Origin of the sequence: Streptomyces hyderabadensis (assembly GCF_020404845.1) — a bacterium.
GTDB lineage: Bacteria > Actinomycetota > Actinomycetes > Streptomycetales > Streptomycetaceae > Streptomyces > Streptomyces hyderabadensis.
The window spans coordinates 20,652-47,126 of sequence record NZ_JAIOJZ010000006.1 but is presented as its reverse complement, the minus strand read 5'-3'; the positions used below and the strand labels follow the sequence as shown (position 1 = coordinate 47,126).

Here is a 26,475-nt window from a genome sequence, read left to right as displayed (position 1 = left end):
CCGGTCCGCGCGCACCCGCAGCGACGCGCGGACCGGGCGCCACACACCCCACCGCCCGGCCGGGTCGGCACCGGCCGGCCGGTCAGCCGAGGATCACCGTCAGGACGACGAAGACCAGGACGACCGCGAGGATGATCGCCCACACCGGCCAGTTGCCCCGGCGGTGCGGATCCTCCGGGCCGCCGCCGCGCGGCCGGTCCTCCGCCAGCTGCGGATCGGGCTCCCGCGGCCGGTCGCGCGAGTAGAAGTCACCACCGTCTGCCACGGCGGGTCCCTCCTTCCTCTTCCTGTTCTCCGCGGTTCCGATCCCCCCGGGTACCCGCGGGGAGCCGCGCATGCCCGCCGCCACCGGCGGTCCCGGAGTGGCCGGTTCCCGTTGCATACCGGTATCGGCCGGTCACCTCCCGTTCACCGGGACCCGCCAGGAACGTCTGGTTCCGGGAGCACGCTCACCGCGTGAGACGCATCGCTGGAATCGTCCTCGCGGTCCTGCTGATCGGTGGCGTGGTGGCCGCCGTCGTCGCGGGCCGGGACAACGAGGAGACGGGCGCGGCAACGAAGACCGTGCGCATGGTCATCGGGTCGGAGAAGGCGCAGTTCTTCGCCGACCCCGAAGTGGTGAAGGCCCTCGCCGCCAAGGGCTACACCGTGCGGGCCGAGACCTCCGGGTCCTGGGCCATGGAGGAGCTGGACCTCAAGGGCTACGACCTCGCCTTCCCGTCCAGTCAGGCCCCGGCCGACGAACTCGCCGACAAGTACGGCGTCCGGGGGCCGCTGCCCCGGCCCTTCTACTCGCCGCTGGTCGTGGTGACCCACCGCTCCACCGCGGCGGTGCTCGCGGCGAACGGGCTCGTCACCCTCGACCGCAGCCGGGGCGGCACCCTCAGGATGGACGCCTACCTCGACGCGGCCCGCGCCGGCCGCACCTGGCAGCAGCTCAAGGGCGCCGACCGGCACACCGAGCTGACCGGGACCCTGTACATCGCGACCACCGACCCGGAGACCTCCAACTCCGGCGCGCTCTACCTGGCCGCGACCTCCTACGTCGCCAACGGCGACCGCGTGGTGTCGAGCGACGCCGACCTGGACCGCACGGCGCCCCTGCTGCGAAAGCTGGTCCAGGTGCAGGGCGCCCAGAAGTCCAGCTCGGACGCCACGTTCCGGGACTTCACCAGCGGCGTCGGCGAACCGCTGGTGCTGGCCTACGAGTCACAGGTCGCCGCCCTGCTCGGGGAGGGCGGGGACACGGTCTCGGACCTGGTCGTCCTGTACCCGGACACCACCGCCACCAGCGACCACACCGTCGTACCGCTCACCGACACCGGCCGGGAACTCGGTGAACTCCTCTCGACCGACCCGAAGCTGCGGCAGCTGGCCGTCCGGCACGGCTTCCGGCCGCAGGGCGCGTCCGCCGAGTTCACCCGGGCCACCGAGGCCCACACCGCGTACCTCAACCAGCGGCTGACCGGCGTCCGGCAGGCGCCGGTGCCCACGTCCGGGGTACTGCGCCGGATGGCCGTCGGGGCGCGCGGATGACGGCCCGCGACCACCGGCCGGCCCGGCCACCGGCGGACACGACCGGACCAGCAGCGAAGCACCAGCGGACCACAGGGGGATTCGGCCACGTGACCGGCACCGACCACGACCTCACGCTCACTCTCACCCCGCCCGAGCCCGTCGCCCCCGTACCGCGCGAGCGGGCCGGCGGCCTCGTGCCCCTGGACGACGCGACCCGCGCGGACATGGCGCGCAAGGCCGCCGCCTACGTGGACGGGCTCGCCGCGCTCGACGCCCGCTCGCCCGAGTTCGCCGGCAAGGTCGGCGAGATCACCGGCCTGGGCGCCGCCGAGATGCGCACCGCCGCCGCGCAGTCCAACCGCATGCTGGAGCGCACCGTGCGCAGCCTGCCCGACCGGGGCGGCGACGCCCAGACCCGGGTGGCGGGCTCCCTGGTGGAGCTGCGGCGCGTGGTGGAGGACCTGGACCCGCGCGACCTGCCCGCGTCCAAGGGCCGCAAGCTGCTGTCCCGGCTGCCCGGCGGCAACCGGCTGCGCGACCACGTCGCCAAGTACGCCTCCGCCCAGGGCACCCTGAACCGGATCGTCGGCGCGCTGCGCGGCGGCCAGGACGAACTGCGGCGCGACAACGCGGCGTTGCAGACCGAGCGGGTCCGCCTGTGGGAGACCATGGGCAAGCTCCAGGAGTACGTCGTGCTCACCGAGGCGCTCGACACGGCCGTGCAGGAGCACGTCGCCGGGGTCGAACCGGGCGACCCGCAGGCCGCCGACGCCCTGCGCGCCGACGTCCTCTTCCCGGTCCGGCAGAAGCACCAGGATCTGCTCACCCAGCTCGCGGTGTGCGCCCAGGGCTACCTCGCGATGGACGTCGTGCGCCGCAACAACGAGGAGCTGGTCAAGGGCGTCGACCGGGCGGCCACGACCACCGTGTCCGCCCTGCGGATCTCGGTGATGCTGGCCGCCGCGCTCGACCACCAGAAGAAGGTCGTCGAGCAGGTCGACGCGTTGCGCGGAACGACGGAGGACCTGATCCGGGGCAACGCGGAGATGCTCGCCACCCAGAGCGGGGAGATCCAGCGCATCGCCGCCGACCCCGCGGTCGGCGCGGAGACCCTGCGCGCCGCCTTCCAGCAGATCTACCGCACCCTCGACACCATCGACACCTACAAGGCCCAGGCGACGGAGGCGATGGCGGCGACCGTGGAGTCCCTGACCGGTGAACTCCGGCAGGCCAACGCCTACCTGGAGCGCAGCCGTTCCCAAAGCGCCCTGGACTCCTCCCGGGAAGGGGGCCTCGCATGAGATCCGGCCGTCGCACGAGGCGCGCCCTGGCCGTCTGCCTCACCGCGCTCGCCCTCCTCACCGGCTGCACCTCGCAGGGCGACGGGGACGGCACGGACGGGGTGCCGACCCCCGGGGTCCCGGGCAGCGCCGAGCCGGGCACCTTGCGGGTCCTCGCCTCCAGCGAGCTGAGCGACATGAAGCCGGTGCTCGACCGGGTCCGCGAGGACACCGGCCTCACCGTCCGGCTCACCCCGATCGGCACCCTCGACGCCGTGGACATGCTGGCCAAGGGCACCACGGACGGCGCGTACGACGCCGTGTGGCTGTCCTCCAACGACTCGCTGCGACTGCGCCCCGAGGCGGCGCAGCGGATCGTCTCCGAGACACCGGTGATGGCCAGCCCCGTCGCGATCGGCGTCAAGGACGCCACCGTGCGGCGGCTGGGCTGGCGGCCCGGGTCGGTCACCTGGTCCCAGGTCGAGCAGGCCGTCGCCGACGGGAAGCTCACCTACGGCATGACCGACCCGGCCCGCTCCAACTCCGGCTTCGCCACCCTGGTCTCGGTCGCCTCCGCGCTCTCCGGCGCCCAGTCCGCGCTCACCGACGCCGACGTGGCGAAGGCGACGCCGCGGCTGCGGGAGTTCTTCGCCGGGCAGCAGCTGACCTCGGGTTCGTCGGGCTGGCTGGCGGCGGCCTACCAGCGGCGCGGGAACGTGGACGCGCTGCTGAACTACGAGTCCGTCCTCATGGGCATCCCGGACCTCACCGTGATCCGCCCCACCGACGGCGTCCTCACCGCCGACTACCCGCTCTCCACCCTCGCCTCGACGGACGACTCGACCCGCGGCGACGTCCGCCGCCTCGCCGAGGCGTTGCGCGCACCGGAGATCCAGCGGGAGATCACCCGCAGCACGCACCGCCGCCCGGTCCTCACCTCCGTGCCGCCCGCGCCGGGGCTGGACACGAGCCGGCGGCGCGAGCTGCCCTCCCCCGGCTCGCGCTCCGTCGCCGACGGCCTGCTCGACGCGTACGAGAACGACCTGCGCCGCCCGTCCCGGACGGTGTACGTCCTCGACACGTCCGGGTCGATGGCGGGCGAGCGGCTGACCCGGCTGAAGACCGCGCTGACCGCCCTCACCGGCGACTTCCGCGACCGCGAGGAGGTGACGCTGATGCCGTTCGGCTCGGACGTCAAGCGGGTGACGACCCATGTGGTGGACCCCGCCGACCCGGGCGCCGGTCTCGCGGGCATCCGCCGGGACACCGAGCGCCTGACCGCCGAGGGCGACACGGCGGTCTACACCTCGCTGGAGAAGGCGTACGACCATCTCGGCGGCGGCCGGGACGCGTTCACGTCGATCGTGCTGATGACGGACGGCGAGAACACCACCGGCACCGACGCGGCCGGCTTCGACCGCTTCTACGGCTCGCTGGGCGGGCAGCGGCAGGAGATCCCGGTGTTCCCCATCCTGTTCGGCGACTCCGACCGCGCGGAGCTGACGCACATCGCCGAACTCACCGGCGGCCGGCTCTTCGACGCGCAAAAGGGGTCGCTGGACGGCGCCTTCGAGGAGATCCGTGGCTACCAGTAGGCCCCACAGGCTCGTCGGCTTCCTGGAGTCCCGCAAGAACCTGACCGGCAGTGCCTGCGGGCTGGCGGGCGTGGTGCTGACCTTCACGGGGGTGGCGGGGCCGTACTGGCCGGTGGTCGTCGCGGGACTGTACGGCGCCGGTGCGCTGCTCGCCCCGCCGGAGCGGCCCGCACCGCCCGACTTCCCCGACCCGTCGGCCCAGCTGGCGGAGGTGCGCGGGGACTTCGGGCGGCTGCGCGGCTATCTCGCGGACGTGGAGCTGCCGCCGGCCGCCGAGGAGCGGCTGGCCGGGCTGACCGGACTGCTGGCCGGGCTGCTGGAGCCCGGCTGGGTCGCCGAGGTGCTGGCGGCCGACCCGGAGGGGCTGCACGAGGTGTCCCGGGCGGTGCGGCAGGACGTGCCGGAGGCGGTGGACGCGTATCTGCGGACCCGCTGGTGGACGCGGCTGACGCCGGGGCAGGAGCCGCCGGAGGCGCATCTGGAGCGGCAGTTGGCGCTGCTGCGGGAGGAGGCGGAGCGGCTGGCGGACCGGCTGCGGGACGCCGAGGCCCGGCGCCAGGAGTCGCACACCCGGTACCTGGAGGACCGCTCGGAGCACTGATCGCCGTACGGGCCGGGCCGGGCGTGCTGAAGGGCCGGGTCCGTCGCACGCCGTTGTGCGGGGACCCGGCCCGAACGGGGCTTCTCCGCGCTCCGGGGTGAGATGAGCTACTGGAGCGCGGGGAGACCCCCTCGTGACCGGCCTTCGTGACGACTTCGCGGGTCAGGGCTAGTCGGACCGGCCACGGAGCTGGGTGGTGGCGGGGCTCAGCCCAGGCGCTGCACCAGCGCCCGGTACTGGTCCCACAGCTCGGCGGGCGTGTGGTCGCCGAAGGTGTTCAGGTGCTCGGGGACGAGCGCCGCCTCCTCGCGCCAGACCTCCTTGTCGACGCTGAGCAGGAACTCCAGGTCGGCGTCGGCGAGGTCGAGCCCGTCGGTGTCCAGGGCCTCCTTGGTCGGCAGCACGCCGATCGGGGTCTCCACGCCGTCCGCCTTGCCCTCCAGGCGCTCCACGATCCACTTCAGGACGCGGCCGTTCTCGCCGAAGCCGGGCCAGACGAACTTGCCGTCGTCGTCCTTGCGGAACCAGTTGACGTAGTAGATCTTGGGCAGCTTGGACTGGTCCTTGTCCTTGGCCACGTCGATCCAGTGCCCCATGTAGTCGCCCATGTTGTAGCCGCAGAACGGCAGCATGGCGAAGGGGTCGCGGCGCAGCTCGCCGACCTTGCCCTCGGCGGCGGCGGTCTTCTCGGAGGCCACGTTGGCGCCGAGGAAGACGCCGTGGTTCCAGTCGAAGGACTCGGTGACCAGCGGGACGGCGGTGGCGCGGCGCCCGCCGAAGAGGATCGCCGAGATCGGCACGCCCCTGGGGTCCTCCCACTCCGGCGCGATGATCGGGCACTGCGCGGCGGGGGTGGTGAAGCGGGCGTTGGGGTGTGCGGCGGGGGTGCCGGACTCGGGGGTCCAGTCGTTGCCCTTCCAGTCGGTGAGGTGGGCCGGCGTCTCCTCGGTCATGCCCTCCCACCACACGTCGTTGTCGTCGGTGAGGGCGACGTTGGTGAAGACCGAGTTGCCCCACAGGGTCTTCATCGCGTTGGCGTTGGTGTGCTCACCGGTGCCGGGCGCGACGCCGAAGAAACCGGCCTCGGGGTTGATCGCGTACAGGCGGCCGTCCTCGCCGAAGCGCATCCAGGCGATGTCGTCGCCGATGGTCTCCACCGTCCAGCCGGAGATCGTGGGCTCCAGCATGGCGAGGTTGGTCTTGCCGCAGGCCGACGGGAAGGCGGCGGCGACGTACTTGGGCTCCCCGGTGGGCGGGGTCAGCTTCAGCACCAGCATGTGCTCGGCGAGCCAGCCCTCGTCGCGGGCCATGACGGAGGCGATGCGCAGCGCGTAGCACTTCTTGCCGAGCAGGGCGTTGCCGCCGTAGCCGGAGCCGTAGGACCAGATCTCGCGGTCCTCGGGGAAGTGCGAGATGTACTTGGTGCTGTTGCAGGGCCAGGGGACGTCCGCCTGGCCGGGCTCCAGCGGGGCGCCGACGGAGTGCACGGCCTTGACGAAGAAGCCCGTCTCGCCCAGCTCGTCCAGGACCGGCTGTCCCATGCGGGTCATGGTGCGCATGGAGGCGGCGACGTAGGCGGAGTCGGTGATCTCGACGCCCAGCGCGGACAGCGGCGAGCCGAGGGGGCCCATGCAGAAGGGCACGACGTACATGGTCCGGCCGCGCATGGCGCCCCGGAACAGGCCCTGCTCCCCCGTGAAGATCTCCCGCATCTCGGCGGGGTCCTTCCAGTGGTTGGTCGGGCCGGCGTCCTCCTCCTTGGCGGAGCAGATGAAGGTCCGGTCCTCGACGCGGGCGACGTCGGTGGGGTCGGAGGCCGCGTAGTACGAGTTGGGGCGCTTGATCGGGTCGAGTTTGCGGAAGGTGCCCTTGTCGACGAGCTCCCCGCACAGGCGCTCGTACTCGGCCTCGGATCCGTCGCACCAGACCACTGCGTCCGGCTGGGTCAGTTCGGCGATCTCGTTGACCCACGAGATCAGTTCCTGGTGGTGGGTGGGGACGGGGGGAGCCGCGATGTCGCGCGCCACGATTGCTCCTAGATGAGGGGTTTTTTGTTGGAGGCCCCGTGGGGGCTGCGACCCGGATGCGTGACGTTGACCTCGTGGGCGCTCATCCGGTGTCGACCGCACTCATTTGATCATCCGACGTGAGTGCCCATCTGTCCAGAGGGCGTCACAACTGAGCGGCGTGAGGAGCGCCACGTGCCCGTCGGAGGCCGCCGCAGGGCCGCGGCCGGGGGTGCACCGCCGGGTTCCCCGTGAGACGATGGCCACTCGCCCCGGGACATACGTTCGCACTGATACGTAACTTACGGGACCGTAGGTACGATGCGCCCATGACTGCGTCCGTCCCCGACGCGCCCAGGGACCTGCCGGCCGGCGGCCGCGGTCCCGTGGCGCTCTCGCTCCCGCACCCGGTGAAGCCGAAGCTGCGCGGCTGGCTGCACCTCGGCATGTTCCCCGCCGTCCTGGTCGCCGGTCTGGTGCTCACCGCGCTCGCCGAGTCGCCCGAGGGCCGCATAGCCTGCGGGGTCTACGTCCTGACGGCCTGCCTGCTGTTCGGCGTCAGCGCGCTCTACCACCGGGGCAACTGGAGCCCGCGCATGGACGGGGTGCTGCGCCGCCTCGACCACGCCAACATCTTCCTGATCATCGCGGGCACCTACACCCCGCTCACGATGCTGCTGCTGCCCGGCGCCAAGGGCGAGTGGCTGCTGTGGGGCATCTGGGCGGCGGCCGCGGCCGGGATCGTCTTCCGCGTCTTCTGGGTCGGCGCCCCGCGCTGGCTCTACACCCCGTGCTACCTCGCGATGGGCTGGGCGGCCGTCTTCTACCTGCCCGAGTTCATGCGGGCGGGCGGCATCGCCGTCCTGGTCCTGGTGATCGTCGGCGGTGTGCTCTACAGCGCGGGCGGCGTGATCTACGGCCTCAAGCGCCCCAACCCCTCACCGCGCTGGTTCGGCTTCCACGAGGTCTTCCACTCCTTCACGCTGGCCGCCTTCATCGCCCACTACGTGGGGATCTCGCTGGTCGCCTACTAGCCGGGCCGCCCGCGCGAAAAGGCCGGGGACCGGGGGCCGCCCGCGTGGCATCCTGACCGGGTGACCGGTCCCGAGATCCACGTCGAGTTCGCCCCCGAACTGCACCTGTTCGTACCGCGCGCCCGCCCCGCCGGCGCCGTCCGCGCGGCCACCGACGGGGTCTCCACCCTCGGCCACCTCGTCGAGTCCCTCGGCGTCCCGCTCACCGAGGTCGGCACCCTGCTCGTCGACGGCCGCGAGGTGCCGCCCGGCCACATCCCGGCGGGCGGCGAGTCGGTGCGGGTGCGGCCGGTCCGGCACCCCCAGCGGGTCCCCGGCGCGCCGCTGCGGTTCCTGCTCGACGTGCACCTGGGCACCCTGGCCCGCCGGCTGCGGCTGCTCGGCGTGGACACGGCGTACGAGTCGACGGACCTCGGCGACCCGGCGCTCGCCGCGCTGTCGGCGGCCGAGAAACGGGTCATGCTCAGCCGCGACCGCGGCCTGCTGCGCCGCCGCGAGCTGTGGGCCGGCGCCTTCGTCTACAGCACCCGCCCCGACGAGCAGCTCCAGGAGGTCCTGGACCGGTTCCGGCCCGCGCTGCGCCCCTGGACGCGGTGCACCGCCTGCAACGGTCTGCTCCGGACGGCCACCAAGGAGGAGGTGGCGGAGCAGCTCAAGGGCGGCACCCGGCGGTCGTACGACGTCTTCGCCCAGTGCACCGCGTGCGGCCGCGCCTACTGGCGGGGCGCCCACCACGAACAGCTGGAGGCGATCGTGGAGCGCGCCATGAGCAGGGGTACTCAGGGCGGCTGAGCACTCCGGCCGATCACCGACAGCCGCCCGGTGCGGTGTGCTGGACGGCATGACCGCCCCGTCCCGCCTCCCGGCCGCGCAGCTCTCCCACGCCCGGCTCTCCGCCCGCGCCCTGACCGCGGGCTCCGTGGCCGGACTCGCCCTGCTGCTGCCCACCGTCGCCCTCGCGTGGGCCGTCGTGCTCGCCTCCGGGCGCGGCAGCCACTGCCTGACCTACGGCGAGCAGTGCTCGCGCGTGCCCGGCGACGCCCTGTGGGCCTGCTTCTGGGCCGCGGCCGCCCTGGGCGTCCTGGCCCTGGCCTGGCCCCGCACCCGGTGGGCCCCCGCCAGGTGCGGGGTCGTCGCGCTGCAGTGGGGCGCACAGCTCACGCTGGGCGCGCTGATCCTCGCCGGTGCCTGACGTCCTGCGCGGGCCGGGCCGGTGCGCGCCGTCTCAGCCGTCCTGGGCGGCGGCCCCCAGTGCGGCGCGGAGCCGGTCCGGGTCGGTGGTCGGCGCGTCGCAGGTGAAGTTCCGGCAGACGTAGGCGGCCGCCGCCCCGCCCACCAGGGGCCGGTCGGCGAGCAGCGGGAACTCGTCGCTCCCCTCGGTGCCGAAGGCGACGACCGCCCCGGGCGCGGTCCCGAGCAGCGCCGTACGGTGCAGCCCGCGCGCGGCGGGGTCGGCGGCCGAAGGTCCGACGACGGCGACTTCCCGGGGACCGTCCAGCAGCGCCTCGGCGGCGGCGAGCCCCCAGCCGACGAAGCGCGGCACGCGCGGGCCGAGCGCCTTCACCACACCGAGGGCGCGTTCGGCGGCGGTGCGGTGGGGGGCGGAGCCGGTGTGGGCGGCGTACGACAGCAGGGCGGCCGCGGCGGCGCTCCAGCCGGACGGGGTGGCGTTGTCGGTGGGGTCCTGCGGACGGCGGATCAACTGCTCGGCGTCGGCCGCGGTGTCGTACAGCGCGCCCGACTCGTCCGTGAAGCGGGTGAGGACGTGGTCGAGCAGGAAACCGGCGAAGTCCAGCCAGACGCCCTCCCCGGTGACCGAGGCCAGCGCGAGGAAGCCCTCGGCCACGTCGGCGTAGTCCTCCAGCACCCCGGCGTTGGCTCCGGGCCTGCCGTCCTTGCTGGTCCGGGTGAGCCGGACCTGCTCGTCCAGGTGCAGCCGCACCAGCAGGTCGGCGGCGGCGACGGCGGCCTCCACCAGGTCGGGGCGCTCGAAGCAGGCGCCGGTCTCGGCGAGCGCGGCGATCGCGAGGCCGTTCCAGGCGGCGACCACCTTGTCGTCCCGGCCCGGGGCGGGGCGGCCGTCGCGCGCGGCCAGCAGCCGCTCCCGGACCGACGCGATCCGCGCGGCGTCGAAGACGCCCTCCTGCTGCGGCAGTTGCAGCACGGAGGCGCCGTGCTCGAAGGTGCCCTCCTCGGTCACCCCGAAGTACTGCGCGGCCAGCTGCGCGTCCGCGTCGCCGAGCACCTCGGTGAGCTGGGCGGGCGTCCACACGTAGTAGGCGCCCTCGACGTGCCTGCCACTGCCGTCGTCACTGTCGGCGTCCAGCGCGGAGGCGAACCCGCCCTCGGCGGTGCGCAGTTCGCGCACCATGAAGTCGGCGGTCTCCAGGGCGACCCGGCGGGCCAGGTCCGAGCCGGTGGCCCGCCACAGGTGGGTGTACGCGCGGCACAGCAGGGCGTTGTCGTACAGCATCTTCTCGAAGTGCGGCACGACCCACTCGCGGTCCACGGAGTAGCGGGCGAAGCCGCCGCCCAGCTGGTCGTAGATGCCGCCGCGGGCCATCCGTTCGCAGGTGTCGGCCGCCATCTGGAGCGCGCCCTCGGCGCCGGTGCGGGCGTGGTGGCGCAGCAGGAACTCGATCACCATGGACGGCGGGAACTTCGGCGCCCCGCCGAACCCGCCGCGCTCGGCGTCGTACTCCCGGGTGAGCCCGAGCAGCGCCTGCCCCAGCTGCTCCGCTCCGGGCGCCTCGGCGTCGCCGTAGGAGATCTCCCGCCCCGCGAGGTCCCGGACGATCTTCCCGGCCACCTCGCCGACCTCCTCGCGCCGCTCGGTCCACGCCTGCTGGACGCCCTGGAGCACCTGGCGGAAGGAGGGCATGCCGTGCCGGGGCTCGGGCGGGAAGTAGGTGCCGAAGTAGAAGGGCTCGGCGTCCGGCGTGAGGAACACCGTCATGGGCCAGCCGCCCTGCCCGGTGGCCGCCTGCACGGCCTCCATGTAGACGGCGTCGATGTCGGGACGCTCCTCGCGGTCGACCTTGACGCTCACGAAGTGCGAGTTGAGGTACTCGGCGGTGGCCTCGTCCTCGAACGACTCGTGCGCCATGACATGGCACCAGTGGCAGGCGCTGTACCCGACGCTCAGCAACACGGGAACCCCGCGCCGCCGGGCTTCTTCGAACGCCTCCGCCTCCCACGGCCACCAGTCGACCGGGTTCTCGGCGTGCTGGAGGAGGTAGGGGGACGTGGCCTGCGCAAGTCGGTTGGGCATGGCTCCATCCTGGCGCACGCGGCGCCGCCCCGCCCATGCGCCACGGGTGGTGGGGCGCACGGGCGGGGCGGTCGGGGTCGCGTGGGGGCTTCTGCTCAGTAGTCGACGCGGTCGGACTTGGCGATCCAGGCGTCGAACGGCTGGGTGCGGTGGGGCAGGTCGAGGTGTTCCACGGTCATGGGCCAGTTCGCCTGCGGCCGCTTCTCGAACAGGTCGTAGAACTTGCGGTCGTCGAATCCGGCCACCGCGGCGTCGTGGCGGTCGGCGGAGAAGACGAGGCGGTCGATGCGGGCCCACAGCGCCGAGGAGAGGCACATCGGGCAGGGCTCGCAGGACGTGACGAGGGTGCAGCCCTCCAGGCTGAACGTGTCGAGCGCCTTGCAGGCCGCGCGGATGGCGCTGACCTCGGCGTGCGCGGTGGGGTCGAGGCCGGCGGTGACCTGGTTGTTGGCGACGGCGACGATCTCCCCGTCCTTGGCGATCAGGGCGCCGAAGGGGCCGCCGCCGTTGCGGACGCTGGCGGTGGCCAGCTCGATGGCCTTGTTCATCCAGGCGCGCTCGAACTCACGGGTGCCGGTCTCGAGGGTGTCGGTGGTCATGCGTGCTCCTTCTTGGGCAGGAAGCGTGCGGGAGTACGGGCGTGCGGGCCTGGGAACGTCACAGGGAGGAGGTTTCGTAGGAGCAGTACACAGCTCGCGCACGACGACCGGCCAGGGGCCGAAAACATGAACTACGGACCGGCCGCGACCCTCGCTTCGTAGATTCCTACAAGGGCGGGCAGGCGTCCTGAAGGGGGTCAGTCCCCCTCGGCCTCGAAGGTGCGCAGCAGGTCGGCGGCGACGCTCACGGCGATGGTCGCGGGTTCCTTGCCGGTGATGTCGGCCAGCCCGATCGGGGTCTTGATCCGGTCGATGACGGCGTCCTCGTGGCCGCCCTCGGTGGCGAGGCGTTTGCGGAACCGCGCCCACTTGGCCGCCGATCCGATCAGCCCGATCGAGCCGAGGTGGCCGGTGCGCAGGGCCGCGTCGCACAGGGCCGCGTCCTCGGCGTGGTCGTGGGTCATGATCAGGACGTGGGTGCCGGGCGGCAGCTCGGCCAGCACCTCCTCCGGCAGCAGCGGCGTGTGGTGCGTGTGCACCCGCGCCACCGCGTCCGCCAGCACGCCGAGCCGCTCCTCGGCCAGCAGGTCGGCGCGGCTGTCGACCAGGTGGAGGTCCAGGTCCTGACGGGCCAGGATGCGCGCCAGCTCCAGCCCGACGTGTCCGACGCCGAAGATCGCCACCGACCGGACCACCGGCAGCGGTTCCAGCAGCACCGCGACGGTGCCGCCGCAGCACTGCACGCCGTGCTGGTTGGTCACCTTGTCATTCAGGGCGAAGTCGAGCATCTCCGGCTCCGCCCCGCCCGCGGCGATCATCTCCCGGGCCCGGTCGATCGCCACGGCCTCGACGTTGCCGCCGCCGATCGAGCCCCAGGTCTCGGTGTGTCCCACGACGAGCTTGGCACCGGCGTCGCGCGGGGCGTGGCCGCGCACGGCCGCGACGGTCACCAGCACGCCGGACTCCCGGCGTGCCCGCAACCGCGCGACCGCGGCGATCCACGTCATGTCAGGCACCGCTCAGCGCTTCCACGCCGGTGCGGACGCCGCCGTCGGCGACCGCCTCGCCGCGGGCGCGGCCCTTCCCGGCGGTGCCGCCCTGCCGCGCCGACTCGATCGCCCAGTACACCGCCTCGGGGGTGGCGGGCGAGGCCAGCTCGACCGCCGTCCCCCTCGGCCCGAACGCCGCGGCCGCCTGCCGCAGCGCCTCGCGCACCGAGAACGCCAGCATCAGCGGGGGCTCGCCGACCGCCTTGGACCCGAAGACCGCGCCCTCCTCGGTGGCGTTCTCCAGGAGGGTGACGTGGAACTCCTCGGGCATCTCCGAGAAGCTCGGCAGCTTGTACGTGCTCGCCGCCTGGGTCAGCAGCCGACCGCGGTTCGGCCCGTCACCGGTGTCCCAGCGCAGGTCCTCCAGCGTCAGCCAGCCCGCGCCCTGCACGAATCCGCCCTCGACCTGGCCGATGTCGATCATCGGGGAGAGGCTGTCGCCGACGTCGTGCACGATGTCCACCCGCCGGATGCGGTACGCGCCCGTGAAGCCGTCCACCTCCACCTCGGTCGCGGCGGCGCCGACGGCGAAGTACTTGAACGGCGAGCCCCGGAAGGTCTGGGCGTCCCAGTGCAGCCCCTCGGTCCGGTAGTAGCCGGCCGCGGAGAGCTGGACCCGCTGGAAGTACGCGGTGCGCACCAGGTCGTCCCAGGCCAGCTCCCGGTCACTGCCCAGGGCGCGCGCGACGCCCTCGACGATGCGCACGTCCGAGGCGTTGGCGCCGAGCTGCGAGGCGGCCACCTGGAGGAGCCGTTCGCGCAGTTGCTCGCAGGCGTTCTTCACCGCTCCGCCGTTGAGGTCGGCGCCGGAACTGGCCGCGGTGGCGGAGGTGTTGGGCACCTTGTCGGTCCGGGTCGGGGCGAGGCGCACCTTGTGCAGCGGGATACCGAGCGTGGTCGCGGCCACCTGGAGCATCTTGGTGTGCAGGCCCTGGCCCATCTCGGTGCCGCCGTGGTTGATCAGGACGGAGCCGTCCTTGTAGATCAGCACCAGCGCGCCGCCCTGGTTGAAGGCGGTGAGGTTGAACGAGATGCCGAACTTCACCCCGGTGACCGCGAGGGCCCGCTTGGTGTGCGGGTGCGCGGCGTTGAAGGCGGCGATCTCGCGCTCGCGGTCGGCGACGTGGCCGTTGTCCTGGACCTGCTGCCAGACGGCGGCGATCCGCTCGGCCTGGGTGACCGGCTGCCCGTACGGTGTGGTCTGCCCCTGGCCCGGGCGGTAGAAGTTGCGTTCCCGCAGCTCCTTGGCGTCCAGGCCGAGCTGCGGCGCGCAGCGGCCCAGGATGTCCTCGATCACCAGCATGCCCTGCGGTCCGCCGAAGCCGCGGAAGGCGGTGTTGGAGACCGTGTTGGTCTTGGCGATGCGGCCGGCGACGCGGGCGTTGGGGATCCAGTAGGTGTTGTCGATGTGGCACAGGGCCCGGGCCAGGACCGGCTCGGACAGGTCCAGGCTCCAGCCGCCGTCCGCGGTCAGCGTGGCGTCCAGGGCCTGGATGCGGCCCTCGGCGTCGAAGCCGATCCTCCAGGTGGCGTGGAACCCGTGCCGCTTGCCGGACATGGTGAGGTCCTGGGTGCGGTTGAGCCGGAACCGCACCGGGCGGCCGGTCAGCTTGGCGCCGAGCGCGGCGACGGCCGCGAAGCCGTGCGGCTGCATCTCCTTGCCGCCGAAGCCGCCGCCCATCCGCAGGCACTGCACGGTCACCTCGTGGGCGGGCACCCCGAGCACGTGCGAGACGATCTCCTGGGTCTCCGAGGGGTGCTGGGTGCTGCTCTGGATGAACACCTGCCCGTTCTCGTCGACCTGCGCGAGGGCCGCGTGCGTCTCCAGGTAGAAGTGCTCCTGCCCGGAGAACTGGAACTCGCCGGTGAACACGTGCACGGAGTCGGCGAAGCCCGCGTCGACGTCGCCGTGCGTCATGACGGGCCGGGCGCCGTGGTAGCTGTCCGCCGCGATGGCGTCCTGGAGGGTGATCAGGGAGGGCAGCTCCTCCAGGTCCACCTCCACGGCCGCCGCGCCGATCCTGGCCGCCTCCAGCGTCTCGCCGAGCACCCAGGCGACCGCGTGGCCGTGGAACATCACCTCGTCGGGGAAGAGCGGCTCGTCGTGCTTCATGCCGGCGTCGTTGACGCCGGGCACGTCGGCGCCGGTCAGCACCCGTACGACACCCGGCACCGCGAGGGCGGCCCCGGTGCGGATGGCCGCGACCCGGCCGCGGGCCTTCATGACCTGGACCGGATAGGCGTGCAGCACGTCCTTGGTCCGCTGGACCAGGTCGTCGGTGTACAGCGCGGTGCCGGTGACGTGCTGGACGGCGCTCTCGTGCGGCATGGAGACGCCGACGACGGGCTTCTCGGGACGCTCGGACAGGTGGCTCATGACGGCACCGCCTCGGTGGTCTGTGCGTACAGCTTCAGCAGGCTCTGGCCGAGCATCGCGGCGCGGTACCCGGCGCTGGCGCGGTGGTCGCTCATCGGCGTGCCCTCGCCCCGCAGCACCTCGGCCGCCGCCTCGGCGGTACCGGAGGTCCACGGCCGGCCCTCCAGGGCGGCCTCGGTGGCGAGCGCGCGGACCGGGGTGGCGGCCACGCCGCCGAGCCCGATGCGCGCCTTGCGGACGGTCCCGTCCTCGACGTCGAGCGCGAAGGCGACCGCCACGCTGGAGATGTCGTCGAAGCGCCGCTTGGCGATCTTGTGGAAGGCCGTGACCGGCGTCAGCGGCAGCGGCACGCGCACCGCGCGGATCAGCTCGCCGGGCCGGCGCACGCTCTGCCGGTAGCCGGTGAAGTACTCGGCCAGCGGGACCTCGCGCTCCCCGTCGGCGTCGGCGAGCACCAGCGAGGCCTCCAGCGCGAGCAGCACCGGCGGGCTGTCGCCGATGGGCGAGCCGGTACCCAGGTTGCCGCCGAGGGTCGCACCGTTGCGGATCAGCCGCGACGCGAACTGCGGGAACAGCTGCGCCAGCAGCGGGACGCTGCCGTCGAGGCGGCGTTCGATCTCGGTGAGCGTCAGCGCGGCCCCGATCTCGACGTGGTCGGACTCGACCCGCAGTTCCCGCAGTTCGGGCAGCCGGTCGACGGCGACCACGCAATCGGCCCGCCGGGAGCGGATGTTGACCTCGACGCCCCAGTCGGTGCTGCCCGCGACCACCACCGCGTCGGGCCGCTCGCGCAGCAGCCGCAGGGTCTCGGCCAGGGTGCTCCGGCGCAGGAAGGCGCGGTCGTCCTGGCGGTACTCGGTGGCGACCGGTGCGGGCGGGTCCTGCTCGCGGCGCCGGGCCAGCGGGTCGTCGTCGGTGGGTGTGCCGACGGCGAAGGCGGCGTCGCGGATCGGCCGGTAGCCGGTGCAGCGGCACAGGTTGCCGCTGAGCGCGTGCAGGTCGAAGCCGTTCGGACCGTGCTCGGCGTCGCCGCCGTCGCCGGTGCCGCTTGCGCCGGCCCCGCCGGTCGCCTCCGCACCGGCACCCGCGTCCGCGTGCGCGCAGCGGTCCGGGCGGTAGTACTCGGCCGCCATGCTGCAGACGAATCCCGGCGTGCAGTAACCGCACTGGGAGCCGCCGCGGACCGCCATCTCCTCCTGCACCGGGTGCAGGACGGGCGGCGTGCCGGGCGCCTCGACGGTGGCGAGGCCCTCGGAGGTGACGACCTCCTGCCCGTCGAGCGCCGCGACCGGGACCAGGCAGGCGTTGACCGGCACCCAGTCGGTGGGCTTGTTCACCCCGGGGCGGGCCACCAGGACCGAGCAGGCGCCGCACTCGCCCTCCGCGCAGCCCTCCTTGGTGCCGGTGAGGCCGCGCTCGCGCAGGAAGTCGAGCACCGTGGTGTGGGGTGCGGCCGGTGCGATCGGTGCTTCTTTTCCGTTGACCGTGATCCGTGCCGTCACCATGACAGACCTTCTTTTCGACTGGGGACAGGTCGACTCGGGACAGGTCGATTCATCATTGTCGCCAATTTCGGGCAGCTTTCTGAGTCCGGACGCGCCGCGGGAGAGGAGCGAGCGCAGATCGGCACGCGTCATCGGCATGCCGTGAAGTGGTGAAAGTCAAAGCGAAAGGGGAAAACCCGGAATGTGCCACGCGGGGGCACAGCGGAACGGCGTGTCAGCAGCCGTGCGCGACCCGACCCGAAACCCACACGGTGCGGCGGGCGAGGCGACTCAGATCAGAGTTGGCGCACATCTGCCGATCGCCTCCTGTCGATAGTCATGGGTCTGCTTCCATTGCAAATTAGTGGCTTCGGTCACCCTGGTCAAGAGGGGAATTCGTCGACTTTCCCGGCCGGTGCGAACCACCCCTCCCCAGGGTCTCCTCGCAGCAGGACACTTGACCCACGCATAACCGGGGAAGGACCCGGGGATGGGCCGGGAGGGCCCCTGGGACGCCTGGGGCCACCGGGGCGCCTGGGGCGACCCGGCAGGACACCGATGCCGCCGGAGGGGGCGCGACATGCGGGACAGTCATCGGGCGGAGGCCGAAGGGCTGCTCAGGCGGGCCGTGGAGGAGGAGGTACGGCGCTCGGGCGGACGCACGGACGGGAACGTACTGCTCTCCCGGGCCCGCGCGGCACTGGACGCGATGGCGGGGACGGCCGGCGAGGAGTACGCGGCCTACACCCACGCCCTCGACGAGGCCGCGGCCGGGCAGCTCACCTTCCGCCAGCGCTACGCCCGTGAGGGCGCCGGCACTCCCCTGCTGGTGGCCGCCGTGGCGGCGATCGCCGCGGTGGTGGCCGACGTGGCGCTCGGCACCGGCACCGGCACCGCGGTGGGCGCGGGGGTCACGGTCGGGGTCGTCGGAGCGGCGGCGACCGTGGTCAAGGTGGTCGGGGCCCATGTGCCGGCCGCCCACCACCGCGCCGGGGCGGTCAGCCAGCCCGGCGGACCCGAGCAGCTGCGGCTGCAGTGGCTCACCGCGCTGGAGGTGCGCGGCATCCGGCCCTTCCTCGACCAGCAGCGGATGCTCGCCGCGTCCACCGCTCCGGCCAAGACCGGGCCGAAGCTGCGGGGTGCCGACAAGAGCGCGGCCGCCCGAGGACGCAGCGCGCTGGAGCAGTCGTTCGGGCAACTGCCGGAACCGGAGGGGGTGTTCGCCGGCCGGCGGCAGGAGATGGCGCGGCTGCGGCAGTGGGTGCAGGCGGCCCGCGCGAGCACGGAGACCAAGCCGACGGTGGTGGTGCTGCACGGGGCGCCCGGCAGTGGCCGTACGACGCTGGCGGTCCGGGCCGTCCACGAGCTGCGGGACTACTTCCGCGGGGCCTGCCTGGTCGATCTGCGCGGTGCCGGGTCGGCGGCGGGCGGCTCCGGGTCGGGCGGTTCCGCGGCGAACGGCTCCGCGGGGAGCGGCTTCGTGGAGGGCGGGGAGTCGCCGCTGAGCACCCGGGACGCCCTGCTGCACCTGCTGAACCGGCTCGGGGCGCCGCGCGAGCAGCTGCTGTTCCGGGAGCGTTCCTCCGCGGACCAGCAGGTCAAGCGGCTCAGCGAGCTGTACCACCAGCATCTGACGGGCGTCCCGGTCACCGTCGTCCTCGACGACGCCTCGGACCCCGAGCAGGTGCGCACCCTGGTGCCGGAGCGCTCGGACAGCCTGGTGCTGGTCACCGCGCGCCGGCCGCTGCGGCTGCCGCCCGACCTGCCCGCGCGGGTGTACGACCTGCCCGTCGAGGAGCTGGACGCGGCGGGCGCCGAGGAGCTGCTGGGCGCGGCGGCCGAGGACGCCTCGGGGCCCTACGACGCCGAGTCCAGCGAGCTGATCCGGCAGCTGTGCGGCGGGCTGCCGCTGGCGCTGCGGGTCGCCGGGTCCTCGCTGGGCCCGCGCTCACCGCGCGCGCTGGCGACCGACCTGGGCGCCTACGGGCCGGTGGAGCCGGTCGAGCGGGCGCTGTGGCTGCGCTACACCGACCTGCCGGAGCCGGCCCGGCGGCTGCTGCGCCGGCTGGCGCTGGCGGGGCGCACCTCGCTGGGGGCCGCGGCCGCCGCCGCGCTGCTGGCCACCGACGAGGCGGAGGCGACCCGGCAGCTGACGGCGCTGTCGCGGGCGGGCCTGATCGACCACGTCCGGGGCAGCCGCTACCGCCTGCACGACGTGGTGCGCGCCTTCGCCCGCGCCCGGCTCGCCGACGAGGAGGAGCCCGCCGACCGGACGGCCGCGCAGGAACGGCTCATCGCGAACTACGCCGAGCTGGCCGACTCCGTCCTGCGCCTGGTCGACGGCAACATGTCGACCCGCTCCAACCAGTTCGGGCAGTACGGCTTCACCTCCCTGGACGAGGCGCTGCGCTGGCTGGACGACGAGTCGAGCTTCATCACGGCGACGCTCAGGCACGCGGAGGGCGTCGACCAGGGCGCGGTGCTGAACCTGCTGGGCGCGCTGTGCGACTACTGCCTGCTGCGCGGCGACCTGTACCGGCTCGGTGAGATCAGCGAGCTGGCGCAGTCCGTGGACCAGGGGCTGCTGGTGCGCTCGGTGCAGTGGCGCACCGGCATCGCGGCCCGGCAGCTGGGCGAGCTGGACAAGGCGCGTACGACGCTGGCCTCCGTGGTCGACCTGTACCGGGACGCCCACCACGACGCCGGCGCGGCGCGCGCCCTGTGCTCGCTGGGGATCACGCTGCACCACCAGGGCAACCTGACCGACGCGGCGGCCAAGCTCCGGGAGGCCCTGGACCTGCAGGCCGCGCCGGAGCTGGCCACGGACCGGGCGTGGACGCTGCACGCGCTGGCGGCGGTGCAGCGCGACCGGGCCCGGCTGGCCGAGGCCCTGGAGCTGCTCACCGAGTCGCTGGTGCTGCACCGCGCGGGCGAGTCGGTACACGGCCAGGCGTGGGCCCACTTCCAGCTCGGCCAGCTGCACCTGCGGATGGGCGACGTGCCCGGCGCGGAGTCCGATCTGCGGGCCGCCCTGGACCTGTACGGCCGCACCCAGGACGCCCGCGGCGAGGCCTGGGCGCTGACCCAGCTGGCGCGGGCCCGTCTGGTGGACGGCGATGCCTCCGAGGCCGTGGAGGAGCTGCGGCGGGCGGCGGCCCGGCACCGGGAGAACGAGGACGCCCGCGGCGAGGCGTGGACGGTCTACTACCTGGGCCAGGCGCTGGAGGAGACCGGCGACCTGGACCAGTCGGTGCGCGAGCTGGAGCGCTCCCGCACCATGTTCTCCCGGATGCGGGACGTGTACGGCCTGGCCTGCGCCCGGCACCACTCGGCGCGGGTGACCCGCGACCAGCGGGCCGCCCAGACCGGCTCGCTGCGCAACTCCGGCTTCGCCCGCCAGCTCCTGGTCGACGCGCGCGCCGACTTCCAGCGCATCGGCGTCGGCCACGGAGAGGCGTGGACGTGCCTGGAGCTGGCGGTCGTGGACGCGGGCAACGCGCGTACGCCGCAGGCGCTGGCCCTGTGCGACGAGGCGGCCGCCCTGTTCGCCGGGTACGGCGACCGGCGCGGCGAGGACTGGGCCCGCTTCCTGCGCTGCACGCTGCTGCCGTACGCCGCCCCGGGCGGGGTGGAGATCGGCACGGCGGTGGCGCAGGAGGAGCTGGCCCAGCTCTCCCGCGCCCGCCACTCGGCCCGCGACACCAAGCTGGACGACTACGTGGACGCCTACCAGCTCCTGCTGGAGCGCGGCGTACAGCTGGAGGCGGGCTGGCAGGCCTGGCGGCTGGGCATGGTCCCGGGCCGCCAGGCGCGGGAGGTGATGGGCGTGGCGGTCACGGCCTGAGACCGGGCCCGCCGCCCGCCGCCGAGGCGGGCGGCCCGGGTCAGCTCCGCTGCGGCTTGGCCTCGGGGCCGCCGGAGGCGTCCCGCTCGGCCGGCTCCTTGAAGTCCACCCTGCCCATGTGCCGGTTCATGGACTTCATCAGTCCCCACACCGCCAGAGCCATCACCGCGAACACGATGAACCCGAGGACGCCGGGGGTGACCTTGTCCTCGTCCAGCTCGGCGAGCGTGACGAGGTGCGTCATTGCCAGGCTTGCGCTTGCACTCATGTCAGGCATTGTCCCGGATGCCCGCGAAGAGGTCGTCCTCGGGGAGGGAGGTTTCCACGAGGGACTTCGCCAGCTCGTACTCCTCGGTGGGCCAGACCTCCTTCTGGATCTCCATCGGCACCCGGAACCAGCCCCCGTCGGGGTCGATCTGCGTGGCGTGCGCGATCAGCGCCTTGTCGCGGGTCTCGAAGAAGTCCGCGCAGGGCACGTGCGTGGTGAGGGTGCGCTCCGTGCGCTCGGACTCCGCCCAGCGCTTGAGCCAGTCCTCGTAGGGCGACTCCAGGCCGCGCTCCAGCAGCGCGTTGTGCAGCGCCTCGGTGCGGGGCCGGTTGAAGCCCTGGTTGTAGTACACCTTCAGCGGCTGGTACGCCGGTCCGTACTCGCCCTCCGGGTACTTCTCGGTGTCGGCCGCGCCCTCGAAGGCCACCATCGTGATCTTGTGGGTCATGATGTGGTCGGGGTGCGGGTAGCCGCCGTTCTCGTCGTAGGTGGTGATCACCTGGGGCCGGAAGGAGCGGATCTTCCGCACCAGCTCACCGGCCGCCTTGTCGACGTCCTCCAGGGCGAAGCAGCCCTCCGGCAGCGGCGGCAGCGGGTCGCCCTCGGGAAGGCCGGAGTCGACGAAGCCGAGCCACTCCTGCCCGACGCCCAGGATCTCCCGGGCCTCGTCCATCTCCTTCCGGCGCACCTCGTGGATGTTCTCCTCGATGTACGCGTCGCCCTGGAGCTTGGGGTTGAGGATGGAGCCGCGCTCCCCGCCCGTGCAGGTCACCACCAGCACGTCCACCCCCTCGGACACGTACTTCGCCATGGTGGCCGCGCCCTTGCTCGACTCGTCGTCGGGGTGGGCGTGGACGGCCATCAGTCGCAGCTGGTCAGTCAAGACTCAAATCCTCGGTCAGTCGGCGCCCCGGCGTGCAGAGGCGCAATGTGAAGGTGCCGCCCCGTAGGGGCGTCGTTGAGGGGCGGCGGTCGGGTGGCGGGCGGGAGGCTTCTATAGTGACCGAATCGGGAGCGGAATAATTCCGGGGCCCGGACCGGACCCGCTCCCGCGGAGAGGACGATCATGAGTACGGCGAGCACGCGGACGCCCCAGGGCCGCTACGGCCGCTCCTCGGACGAGCAGGCCGACCGCACGCTCAAGATCGTCGGTGCCGTGCTCGGAGCCCTCCTGCTCGCCCTGATCGGCTGGTTCGGCTACCACTACGTCGGCCAGAACAAGATCAGCGGCGAGCTGATCGGCTTCGAACTCGCCGAGGACTCGGTGCAGGTGCACCTGGAGGTCCGCAAGGACGCCGGCGTCACCGGCTACTGCACGGTGCGCTCCCAGGCGGAGGACGGCGACGAGGTGGGCCGGGCCGACTTCCGCTTCGACGGGGACGACACCCGCATCGACAAGGTCGTCACCCTGCGCACCAAGGCCGCGGGGACGTCGGCCGAGCTGCTCGGCTGCCATCCGGAGTGATCCGGCGAGGCCCGCGGGCGCCAATACCTGCCGCCTGACCTGCGACGACAGGAATCTGGTGGCTTATGTCCTCCCCCTTTGGCCACTGAATTGTTAGGCTCGTGGTTTCGCCCTTCCGTGAAGGAACATCCTTCTGGGTAGGGCGTTGATTTGTATTCCCAGTACCAACGAGGAGCACCCGTGACCCAGACCAGCGAGAACGTCACCTGGCTGACCCAGGAGGCGTACAACAAGCTCAAGGAGGAGCTTGAATACCTTACTGGTCCTGCGCGCACCGAGATCTCTGCCAAGATCGCCGCGGCTCGTGAGGAGGGGGACCTGCGTGAGAACGGCGGGTACCACGCGGCGAAGGAGGAGCAGGGCAAGCAGGAGCTCCGCGTGCGCCAGCTGACCCAGCTGCTCGAGAGCGCCAAGGTGGGTGAGGCCCCGGCCGCCGACGGTGCGGTGGCGCCCGGCATGGTCGTCACGATCGCCTTCGACGGCGACGAGGACGACACCCTGACCTTCCTGCTCGCCTCGCGCGAGTACGCCAGCTCGGACATCGAGACCTACTCTCCGCAGTCCCCGCTGGGCTCGGGCGTCATCGGCCACAAGGTCGGCGAGGACGCGCAGTACGAGCTGCCCAACGGCAAGCCGGCCTCGGTGAAGATCCTCAAGGCCGAGCCGTACAACGGCTGACGCGCCGCTCACCGTCGACGAGCCCCCGGTGTCCCCGTGACGCCGGGGGCTCGTCGCGTCGTCCCCCGGTCAGCTGGCCGCCGAGCGGTACTTGCGCACCGCCAGCGTGCGGAAGACCGCGATGATCAGGACGGACCAGATCAGCGAGGCCCAGACGGGATGCTGCATGGGCCAGGCGTCGGACTGCACGACGCCGGGGTTGCCGAACAGCTCGCGGCAGGCCTGCACGGTGGCGCTGAACGGGTTCCACTCGGCGATGTGCCTCAGCCAGGGCGTCATCTGGCTGGAGTCCACGAAGGCGTTCGAGATGAACGTCACCGGGAACAGCCAGATGATCCCGCCCGAGGTCGCCGCCTCCGGGGTGCGCACGGACAGCCCGATCAGCGCGCCGATCCAGGTGAAGGCGTATCCCAGCAGGAGCAGCAGCGCGAAGCCGGCCAGGATCTCGCCTGCGCTGGTCGGGTCGGCGGAGCCGGTGCGCCAGCCCACGATCAGCGCGACTATCGCGAGGACCAGCAGGGTGATGGCCGTCTGCACGAGGTCGGCCACGGTGCGGCCGGTGAGGACCGCGCCGCGGGCCATCGGCAGGGAGCGGAAGCGGTCGACGAGCCCCTTCTGCATGTCGTCGGCGATGCCGGCCGCCGATCCCGCGGTGGCGAAGGTGACGGTCTGGGCGAAGATGCCCGCCATCAGGAAGTCCTTGTAGACGTCCGCGTCGGTGGTGTTGCCGATCTTCATCGAGCCACCGAAGACGTAGGTGAACAGGACCACGAACATCACCGGCTGGATGACCCCGAACAGGACCATCTCGGGGATCCGGGTCATCCGGATCAGGTTTCTGCGGGCGATGACCAGTGAGTCGCGGACGGACTGGCCGATGCGGTTGGCGGGCGCCGTGACCGGCGTCGTGTCGGTGGCGGCGCTCACTTGGCGGCCTCCTTCTCCTGCTCGTGGCCGGCGTCGTCCGCCGAGCCGTTCGCCTCGTCCTTCGCCTCGGCCACGTGGCCGGTGAGGGAGAGGAAGACGTCGTCGAGGGTCGGGCGGCGCAGCCCGATGTCGTCGATCTCGATGCCGCGGACGTCCAGCTCGCGGATGACCTCGGCGAGCAGCTTGGCGCCGCCGGTGACGGGGACGGTCAGCTTGCGGGTGTGCTCCTCGACCGTGGTCGACCCCTTGCCGAATCCGGCGAGCACCTCGGCGGCCGTCGTCATGTGGTCGCGCTCGTGGACGACGACCTCGACCCGCTCTCCCCCGGTGCGGGCCTTGAGCTGGTCGGAGGTGCCGCGGGCGATGACCCGGCCGTGGTCGACGACCGCGATGTCGTGCGCGAGGTGGTCGGCCTCCTCCAGGTACTGCGTGGTCAGCAGCAGGGTCGTACCGCCGGCGACCAGCTGCTTGATGACCTCCCACAGCTCCTGGCGGTTGCGGGGGTCGAGGCCGGTCGTGGGTTCGTCCATGAACATGACGGGCGGGGAGACCACCAGGGCCGCCGCCAGGTCGAGCCGGCGGCGCATGCCTCCCGAGTAGGTCTTGGTGGGGCGGTCGGCGGCCTCCGAGAGGTGGAACTGGTCGAGCAGCTCGGCGGCGCGGGCCTTCGCGGCCCTGCCCTTCATCTGGTAGAGCTGGCCGACCATCTGCAGGTTCTCCCGGCCGGTCAGGTATTCGTCGACCGCGGCGAACTGGCCGGACAGGCCGATGGAGCGGCGTACCTCATTGGGCTGCCTGAGGACGTCGATGCCCGCGACGACGGCCTTGCCGCTGTCGGGGCGCAGCAGGGTCGTGAGGCAGCGGACGGCGGTGGTCTTGCCCGCGCCGTTCGGCCCGAGCAGGCCGAGGACGGTGCCCTCGGGAACGTCGAGGTCGACGCCGTCCAGAGCCCTTACGTCGCCGAAGGTCTTGACCAGGCCTTCGGCATAGATGGCGCCTGGCATATGAGTCTCCACGTCGTCGGGGATTCTTCGGAAAGCCTAGGTTTGTGCGTTTCGCAGCGCTCAGCGAGCGATTTACGACACACCATAACGCGATGTATCGCGTCTCACAATGGAGTTTCTCGAACGAGTGACGAAGGAGGGGCGAAGCGGCCGGGCCGACGGCGGCCGCCGAACCCCGGCCGGGGCTCCCCGGAGGCTCAGGCGATGACGGTGTAGCCGGCGTCCCGCAGCGCCCGGCCGACCTCGGCGCAGTGTTCCGGACCCTTCGTCTCCAGGTGCAGTTCGACCTCCGCCTCCGTGAGCCCGAGCCGCGGATGGGTTCGGACGTGGCTCACGTCGAGGACGTTAGCGTCGACCACTGACAACACCCCGAGAAGCGTGGCCAGGGCGCCGGGCCGGTCCGTCAGCCGCAGCCGGACCGCCAGGTAGCGGCCCTGCGCGGCCATGCCGTGCCGCAGCACGCCCTGCATCAGCACCGGGTCGACGTTGCCGCCGGACAGGACCGCGACGACCGGTCCCTCGAAGGCGTCCGGCTCGCTCAGCAGCGCCGCCACCGGGCTCGCCCCGGCCGGTTCCACGACCAGCTTGGCCCGCTCCAGACACAGCAGCAGCGCGGTCGACAGCGCGTCCTCGGAGACCGTGCGGACCTCGTCCACCAGGTCGCCGACGATCCCGAACGGCACGTCGCCGGGCCGCCCCACCTTGATCCCGTCGGCCATCGTCGCCGGGTTCTCCACGGCCACCGGGCGCCCCGCGGCCAGCGACGGCGGGTAGGCGGCCGCGCCCTCGGCCTGCACGCCGACGATCCGCACGTCCGGCCGCAGCGCCTTCACCGCGACCGCGATCCCGGCCGCCAGCCCGCCCCCGCCGATGCCGACGACGACGGTCCGTACCTCGGGGCACTGCTCCAGGATCTCCAGCCCGACCGTGCCCTGGCCCGCGATGACGTCGGGGTGGTCGAAGGGGTGGATGAAGACCGCGCCGGTCCGCTCCGCGTACTCCTGCGCGGCGGCCAGCGTCTCGTCCACCACCTGGCCGTGCAGCCGCACCTCGGCGCCGTAGTCCCGGGTCGCGCTGATCTTCGGCAGCGGCGCCCCCTGCGGCATGAACACCGTCGACCGCACGCCGAGCAGCGACGACGCCAGCGCGACGCCCTGCGCGTGGTTGCCCGCGCTCGCCGCGACCACGCCCGCGGCCCGCTGCTCGGGCAGCAGCCCGGCGATCCGCACATAGGCGCCGCGCAGCTTGAACGAGCCCGTCCGCTGGAGGTTCTCGCACTTGAAGTGCACCGGGGAGCCGACCAGCTGGGACAGGTGCCTGCTGCCCTCCATCGCCGTCACCCGCGCCACGCCCGAGAGCATCTTCTGGGCTCCGCGCACGTCGTCGAGGGTGACGGGAGCGACCAGGCGCGTTGTGCTGTAGCTCATACCCTCCAGCATCGCAGTTCCCCGACGCCCCGCGCCGTTGTGACCAAC

At 72.8% G+C, this 26,475-nt stretch carries 22 protein-coding genes; 10 read left to right on the top strand and 12 right to left on the bottom strand.

The window, feature by feature from the left end:
* Positions 1 to 82 precede the first annotated feature (82 nt).
* Positions 83 to 265, bottom strand: coding sequence for a hypothetical protein (locus K7854_RS06975; RefSeq protein WP_226025484.1), 183 nt, complete (start codon positions 263 to 265; stop codon positions 83 to 85).
* Between the two features lie 191 nt (positions 266 to 456).
* Between K7854_RS06975 and K7854_RS06970 the strand changes: the two genes are divergently transcribed.
* The 4 genes from K7854_RS06970 (at position 457) to K7854_RS06955 (ending at position 4,994) form a co-directional block, all read left to right on the top strand.
* Positions 457 to 1,536: a substrate-binding domain-containing protein gene (locus K7854_RS06970; RefSeq protein WP_226025483.1), complete on the top strand. Its 1,080-nt coding sequence runs from the start codon at positions 457 to 459 to the stop codon at positions 1,534 to 1,536.
* Positions 1,537 to 1,625: 89 nt separating this feature from the next.
* Complete coding sequence (locus tag K7854_RS06965; RefSeq protein WP_226025482.1) at positions 1,626 to 2,819, top strand: toxic anion resistance protein; 1,194 nt, start codon at positions 1,626 to 1,628, stop codon at positions 2,817 to 2,819.
* Positions 2,816 to 4,393 carry a vWA domain-containing protein gene (locus tag K7854_RS06960; protein WP_226025481.1) on the top strand — a complete coding sequence of 526 codons (1,578 nt, stop codon included), beginning with the start codon at positions 2,816 to 2,818 and terminating at the stop codon, positions 4,391 to 4,393. Before K7854_RS06965 ends, K7854_RS06960 begins: the two co-directional genes overlap by 4 nt.
* On the top strand, positions 4,380 to 4,994 hold the full coding sequence (locus K7854_RS06955) for a hypothetical protein (protein ID WP_226025480.1): 615 nt from the start codon (positions 4,380 to 4,382) through the stop codon (positions 4,992 to 4,994). Before K7854_RS06960 ends, K7854_RS06955 begins: the two co-directional genes overlap by 14 nt.
* Before the next feature lie 206 nt (positions 4,995 to 5,200).
* Here K7854_RS06955 and K7854_RS06950 read toward each other — a convergent pair whose 3' ends face one another.
* Positions 5,201 to 7,021: a phosphoenolpyruvate carboxykinase (GTP) gene (locus tag K7854_RS06950; protein ID WP_226025479.1), complete on the bottom strand. Its 1,821-nt coding sequence runs from the start codon at positions 7,019 to 7,021 to the stop codon at positions 5,201 to 5,203.
* A gap of 308 nt (positions 7,022 to 7,329) precedes the next feature.
* Here K7854_RS06950 and trhA point away from each other — a divergent pair, with 308 nt between their 5' ends.
* Genes trhA through K7854_RS06935 form a run of 3 tightly spaced genes read left to right on the top strand, consistent with a single transcriptional unit; the run spans position 7,330 to position 9,226 of the window.
* The gene (gene trhA / locus K7854_RS06945; RefSeq protein ID WP_226025478.1) at positions 7,330 to 8,034 is read left to right on the top strand and encodes a PAQR family membrane homeostasis protein TrhA; all 705 of its coding nucleotides are present in this window, start codon (positions 7,330 to 7,332) and stop codon (positions 8,032 to 8,034) included.
* 60 nt (positions 8,035 to 8,094) lie between these two features.
* On the top strand, positions 8,095 to 8,826 hold the full coding sequence (locus tag K7854_RS06940; RefSeq protein WP_226025477.1) for a Mut7-C RNAse domain-containing protein: 732 nt from the start codon (positions 8,095 to 8,097) through the stop codon (positions 8,824 to 8,826).
* A gap of 49 nt (positions 8,827 to 8,875) precedes the next feature.
* A complete protein-coding gene (locus K7854_RS06935; protein WP_226025476.1) occupies positions 8,876 to 9,226 on the top strand; it encodes a hypothetical protein in 351 nt (116 codons plus the stop codon).
* A 33-nt stretch (positions 9,227 to 9,259) separates the two neighbouring features.
* Here the strand turns inward: K7854_RS06935 and K7854_RS06930 are convergent, their stop codons facing one another.
* The 5 genes from K7854_RS06930 to K7854_RS06910 all read right to left on the bottom strand — a co-directional run bounded on the left by K7854_RS06930 (position 9,260) and on the right by K7854_RS06910 (position 16,835).
* Positions 9,260 to 11,305, bottom strand: a complete 2,046-nt coding sequence (locus tag K7854_RS06930; RefSeq protein WP_226025475.1) for a thioredoxin domain-containing protein — start codon at positions 11,303 to 11,305, stop codon at positions 9,260 to 9,262.
* A gap of 95 nt (positions 11,306 to 11,400) precedes the next feature.
* Positions 11,401 to 11,904 carry a nucleoside deaminase gene (locus tag K7854_RS06925; protein ID WP_226025474.1) on the bottom strand — a complete coding sequence of 168 codons (504 nt, stop codon included), beginning with the start codon at positions 11,902 to 11,904 and terminating at the stop codon, positions 11,401 to 11,403.
* A gap of 197 nt (positions 11,905 to 12,101) precedes the next feature.
* Positions 12,102 to 12,911: a xanthine dehydrogenase accessory protein XdhC gene (xdhC, locus tag K7854_RS06920; protein ID WP_226025473.1), complete on the bottom strand. Its 810-nt coding sequence runs from the start codon at positions 12,909 to 12,911 to the stop codon at positions 12,102 to 12,104.
* 1 nt (position 12,912) lies between these two features.
* Positions 12,913 to 15,330 (bottom strand): xanthine dehydrogenase molybdopterin binding subunit, encoded by a 2,418-nt coding sequence (gene xdhB, locus K7854_RS06915; protein WP_226025472.1) that lies wholly within the window; start codon positions 15,328 to 15,330, stop codon positions 12,913 to 12,915.
* The gene (locus K7854_RS06910; RefSeq protein ID WP_226025471.1) at positions 15,327 to 16,835 is read right to left on the bottom strand and encodes a xanthine dehydrogenase small subunit; all 1,509 of its coding nucleotides are present in this window, start codon (positions 16,833 to 16,835) and stop codon (positions 15,327 to 15,329) included. The genes xdhB and K7854_RS06910 overlap by 4 nt, the downstream gene beginning before the upstream one ends.
* A 559-nt stretch (positions 16,836 to 17,394) precedes the next feature.
* On the opposite strand from K7854_RS06910, the gene K7854_RS06905 reads away from it, so the two are divergent.
* Positions 17,395 to 20,658, top strand: a complete 3,264-nt coding sequence (locus K7854_RS06905; RefSeq protein ID WP_226025470.1) for a tetratricopeptide repeat protein — start codon at positions 17,395 to 17,397, stop codon at positions 20,656 to 20,658.
* Positions 20,659 to 20,698: 40 nt separating this feature from the next.
* On the opposite strand, the gene K7854_RS06900 is transcribed toward K7854_RS06905, so the two are convergent.
* Positions 20,699 to 20,935: a hypothetical protein gene (locus K7854_RS06900; RefSeq protein WP_226025469.1), complete on the bottom strand. Its 237-nt coding sequence runs from the start codon at positions 20,933 to 20,935 to the stop codon at positions 20,699 to 20,701.
* On the bottom strand, positions 20,928 to 21,788 hold the full coding sequence (mca, locus tag K7854_RS06895) for a mycothiol conjugate amidase Mca (RefSeq protein WP_226025620.1): 861 nt from the start codon (positions 21,786 to 21,788) through the stop codon (positions 20,928 to 20,930). Before mca ends, K7854_RS06900 begins: the two co-directional genes overlap by 8 nt.
* Before the next feature lie 204 nt (positions 21,789 to 21,992).
* Here mca and K7854_RS06890 point away from each other — a divergent pair, with 204 nt between their 5' ends.
* Positions 21,993 to 22,391: a DUF4307 domain-containing protein gene (locus K7854_RS06890; protein ID WP_127895174.1), complete on the top strand. Its 399-nt coding sequence runs from the start codon at positions 21,993 to 21,995 to the stop codon at positions 22,389 to 22,391.
* A gap of 180 nt (positions 22,392 to 22,571) precedes the next feature.
* Entirely contained in the window at positions 22,572 to 23,069 is a 498-nt protein-coding gene (gene greA, locus K7854_RS06885) for a transcription elongation factor GreA (RefSeq protein WP_127895173.1), read from the top strand.
* 69 nt (positions 23,070 to 23,138) lie between these two features.
* Here greA and K7854_RS06880 read toward each other — a convergent pair whose 3' ends face one another.
* From K7854_RS06880 to ilvA, 3 genes are all read right to left on the bottom strand, one after another.
* Positions 23,139 to 23,996 (bottom strand): ABC transporter permease, encoded by an 858-nt coding sequence (locus tag K7854_RS06880; RefSeq protein ID WP_226025468.1) that lies wholly within the window; start codon positions 23,994 to 23,996, stop codon positions 23,139 to 23,141.
* Positions 23,993 to 25,000 (bottom strand): ATP-binding cassette domain-containing protein, encoded by a 1,008-nt coding sequence (locus tag K7854_RS06875; protein ID WP_226025467.1) that lies wholly within the window; start codon positions 24,998 to 25,000, stop codon positions 23,993 to 23,995. Before K7854_RS06875 ends, K7854_RS06880 begins: the two co-directional genes overlap by 4 nt.
* Positions 25,001 to 25,197: 197 nt before the next feature.
* Positions 25,198 to 26,427, bottom strand: coding sequence for a threonine ammonia-lyase (ilvA, locus tag K7854_RS06870; protein ID WP_226025466.1), 1,230 nt, complete (start codon positions 26,425 to 26,427; stop codon positions 25,198 to 25,200).
* Between the last annotated feature and the right edge of the window lie 48 nt (positions 26,428 to 26,475).

Bases quoted from the DNA above. Each gene is read 5' to 3' on its own strand.
- K7854_RS06960 (WP_226025481.1), top strand. From the start codon at position 2,816: ATGAGATCCGGCCGTCGCACGAGGCGCGCCCTGGCCGTCTGCCTCACC.
- trhA (WP_226025478.1), top strand. From the start codon at position 7,330: ATGACTGCGTCCGTCCCCGACGCGCCCAGGGACCTGCCGGCCGGCGGC.
- K7854_RS06935 (WP_226025476.1), top strand. From the start codon at position 8,876: ATGACCGCCCCGTCCCGCCTCCCGGCCGCGCAGCTCTCCCACGCCCGG.
- K7854_RS06930 (WP_226025475.1), bottom strand. From the start codon at position 11,305: ATGCCCAACCGACTTGCGCAGGCCACGTCCCCCTACCTCCTCCAGCAC.
- K7854_RS06925 (WP_226025474.1), bottom strand. From the start codon at position 11,904: ATGACCACCGACACCCTCGAGACCGGCACCCGTGAGTTCGAGCGCGCC.
- xdhC (WP_226025473.1), bottom strand. From the start codon at position 12,911: ATGACGTGGATCGCCGCGGTCGCGCGGTTGCGGGCACGCCGGGAGTCC.
- xdhB (WP_226025472.1), bottom strand. From the start codon at position 15,330: ATGAGCCACCTGTCCGAGCGTCCCGAGAAGCCCGTCGTCGGCGTCTCC.
- K7854_RS06910 (WP_226025471.1), bottom strand. From the start codon at position 16,835: ATGGTGACGGCACGGATCACGGTCAACGGAAAAGAAGCACCGATCGCA.
- K7854_RS06905 (WP_226025470.1), top strand. From the start codon at position 17,395: ATGCGGGACAGTCATCGGGCGGAGGCCGAAGGGCTGCTCAGGCGGGCC.
- K7854_RS06900 (WP_226025469.1), bottom strand. From the start codon at position 20,935: ATGCCTGACATGAGTGCAAGCGCAAGCCTGGCAATGACGCACCTCGTC.
- mca (WP_226025620.1), bottom strand. From the start codon at position 21,788: ATGGCCGTCCACGCCCACCCCGACGACGAGTCGAGCAAGGGCGCGGCC.
- K7854_RS06890 (WP_127895174.1), top strand. From the start codon at position 21,993: ATGAGTACGGCGAGCACGCGGACGCCCCAGGGCCGCTACGGCCGCTCC.
- K7854_RS06875 (WP_226025467.1), bottom strand. From the start codon at position 25,000: ATGCCAGGCGCCATCTATGCCGAAGGCCTGGTCAAGACCTTCGGCGAC.
- ilvA (WP_226025466.1), bottom strand. From the start codon at position 26,427: ATGAGCTACAGCACAACGCGCCTGGTCGCTCCCGTCACCCTCGACGAC.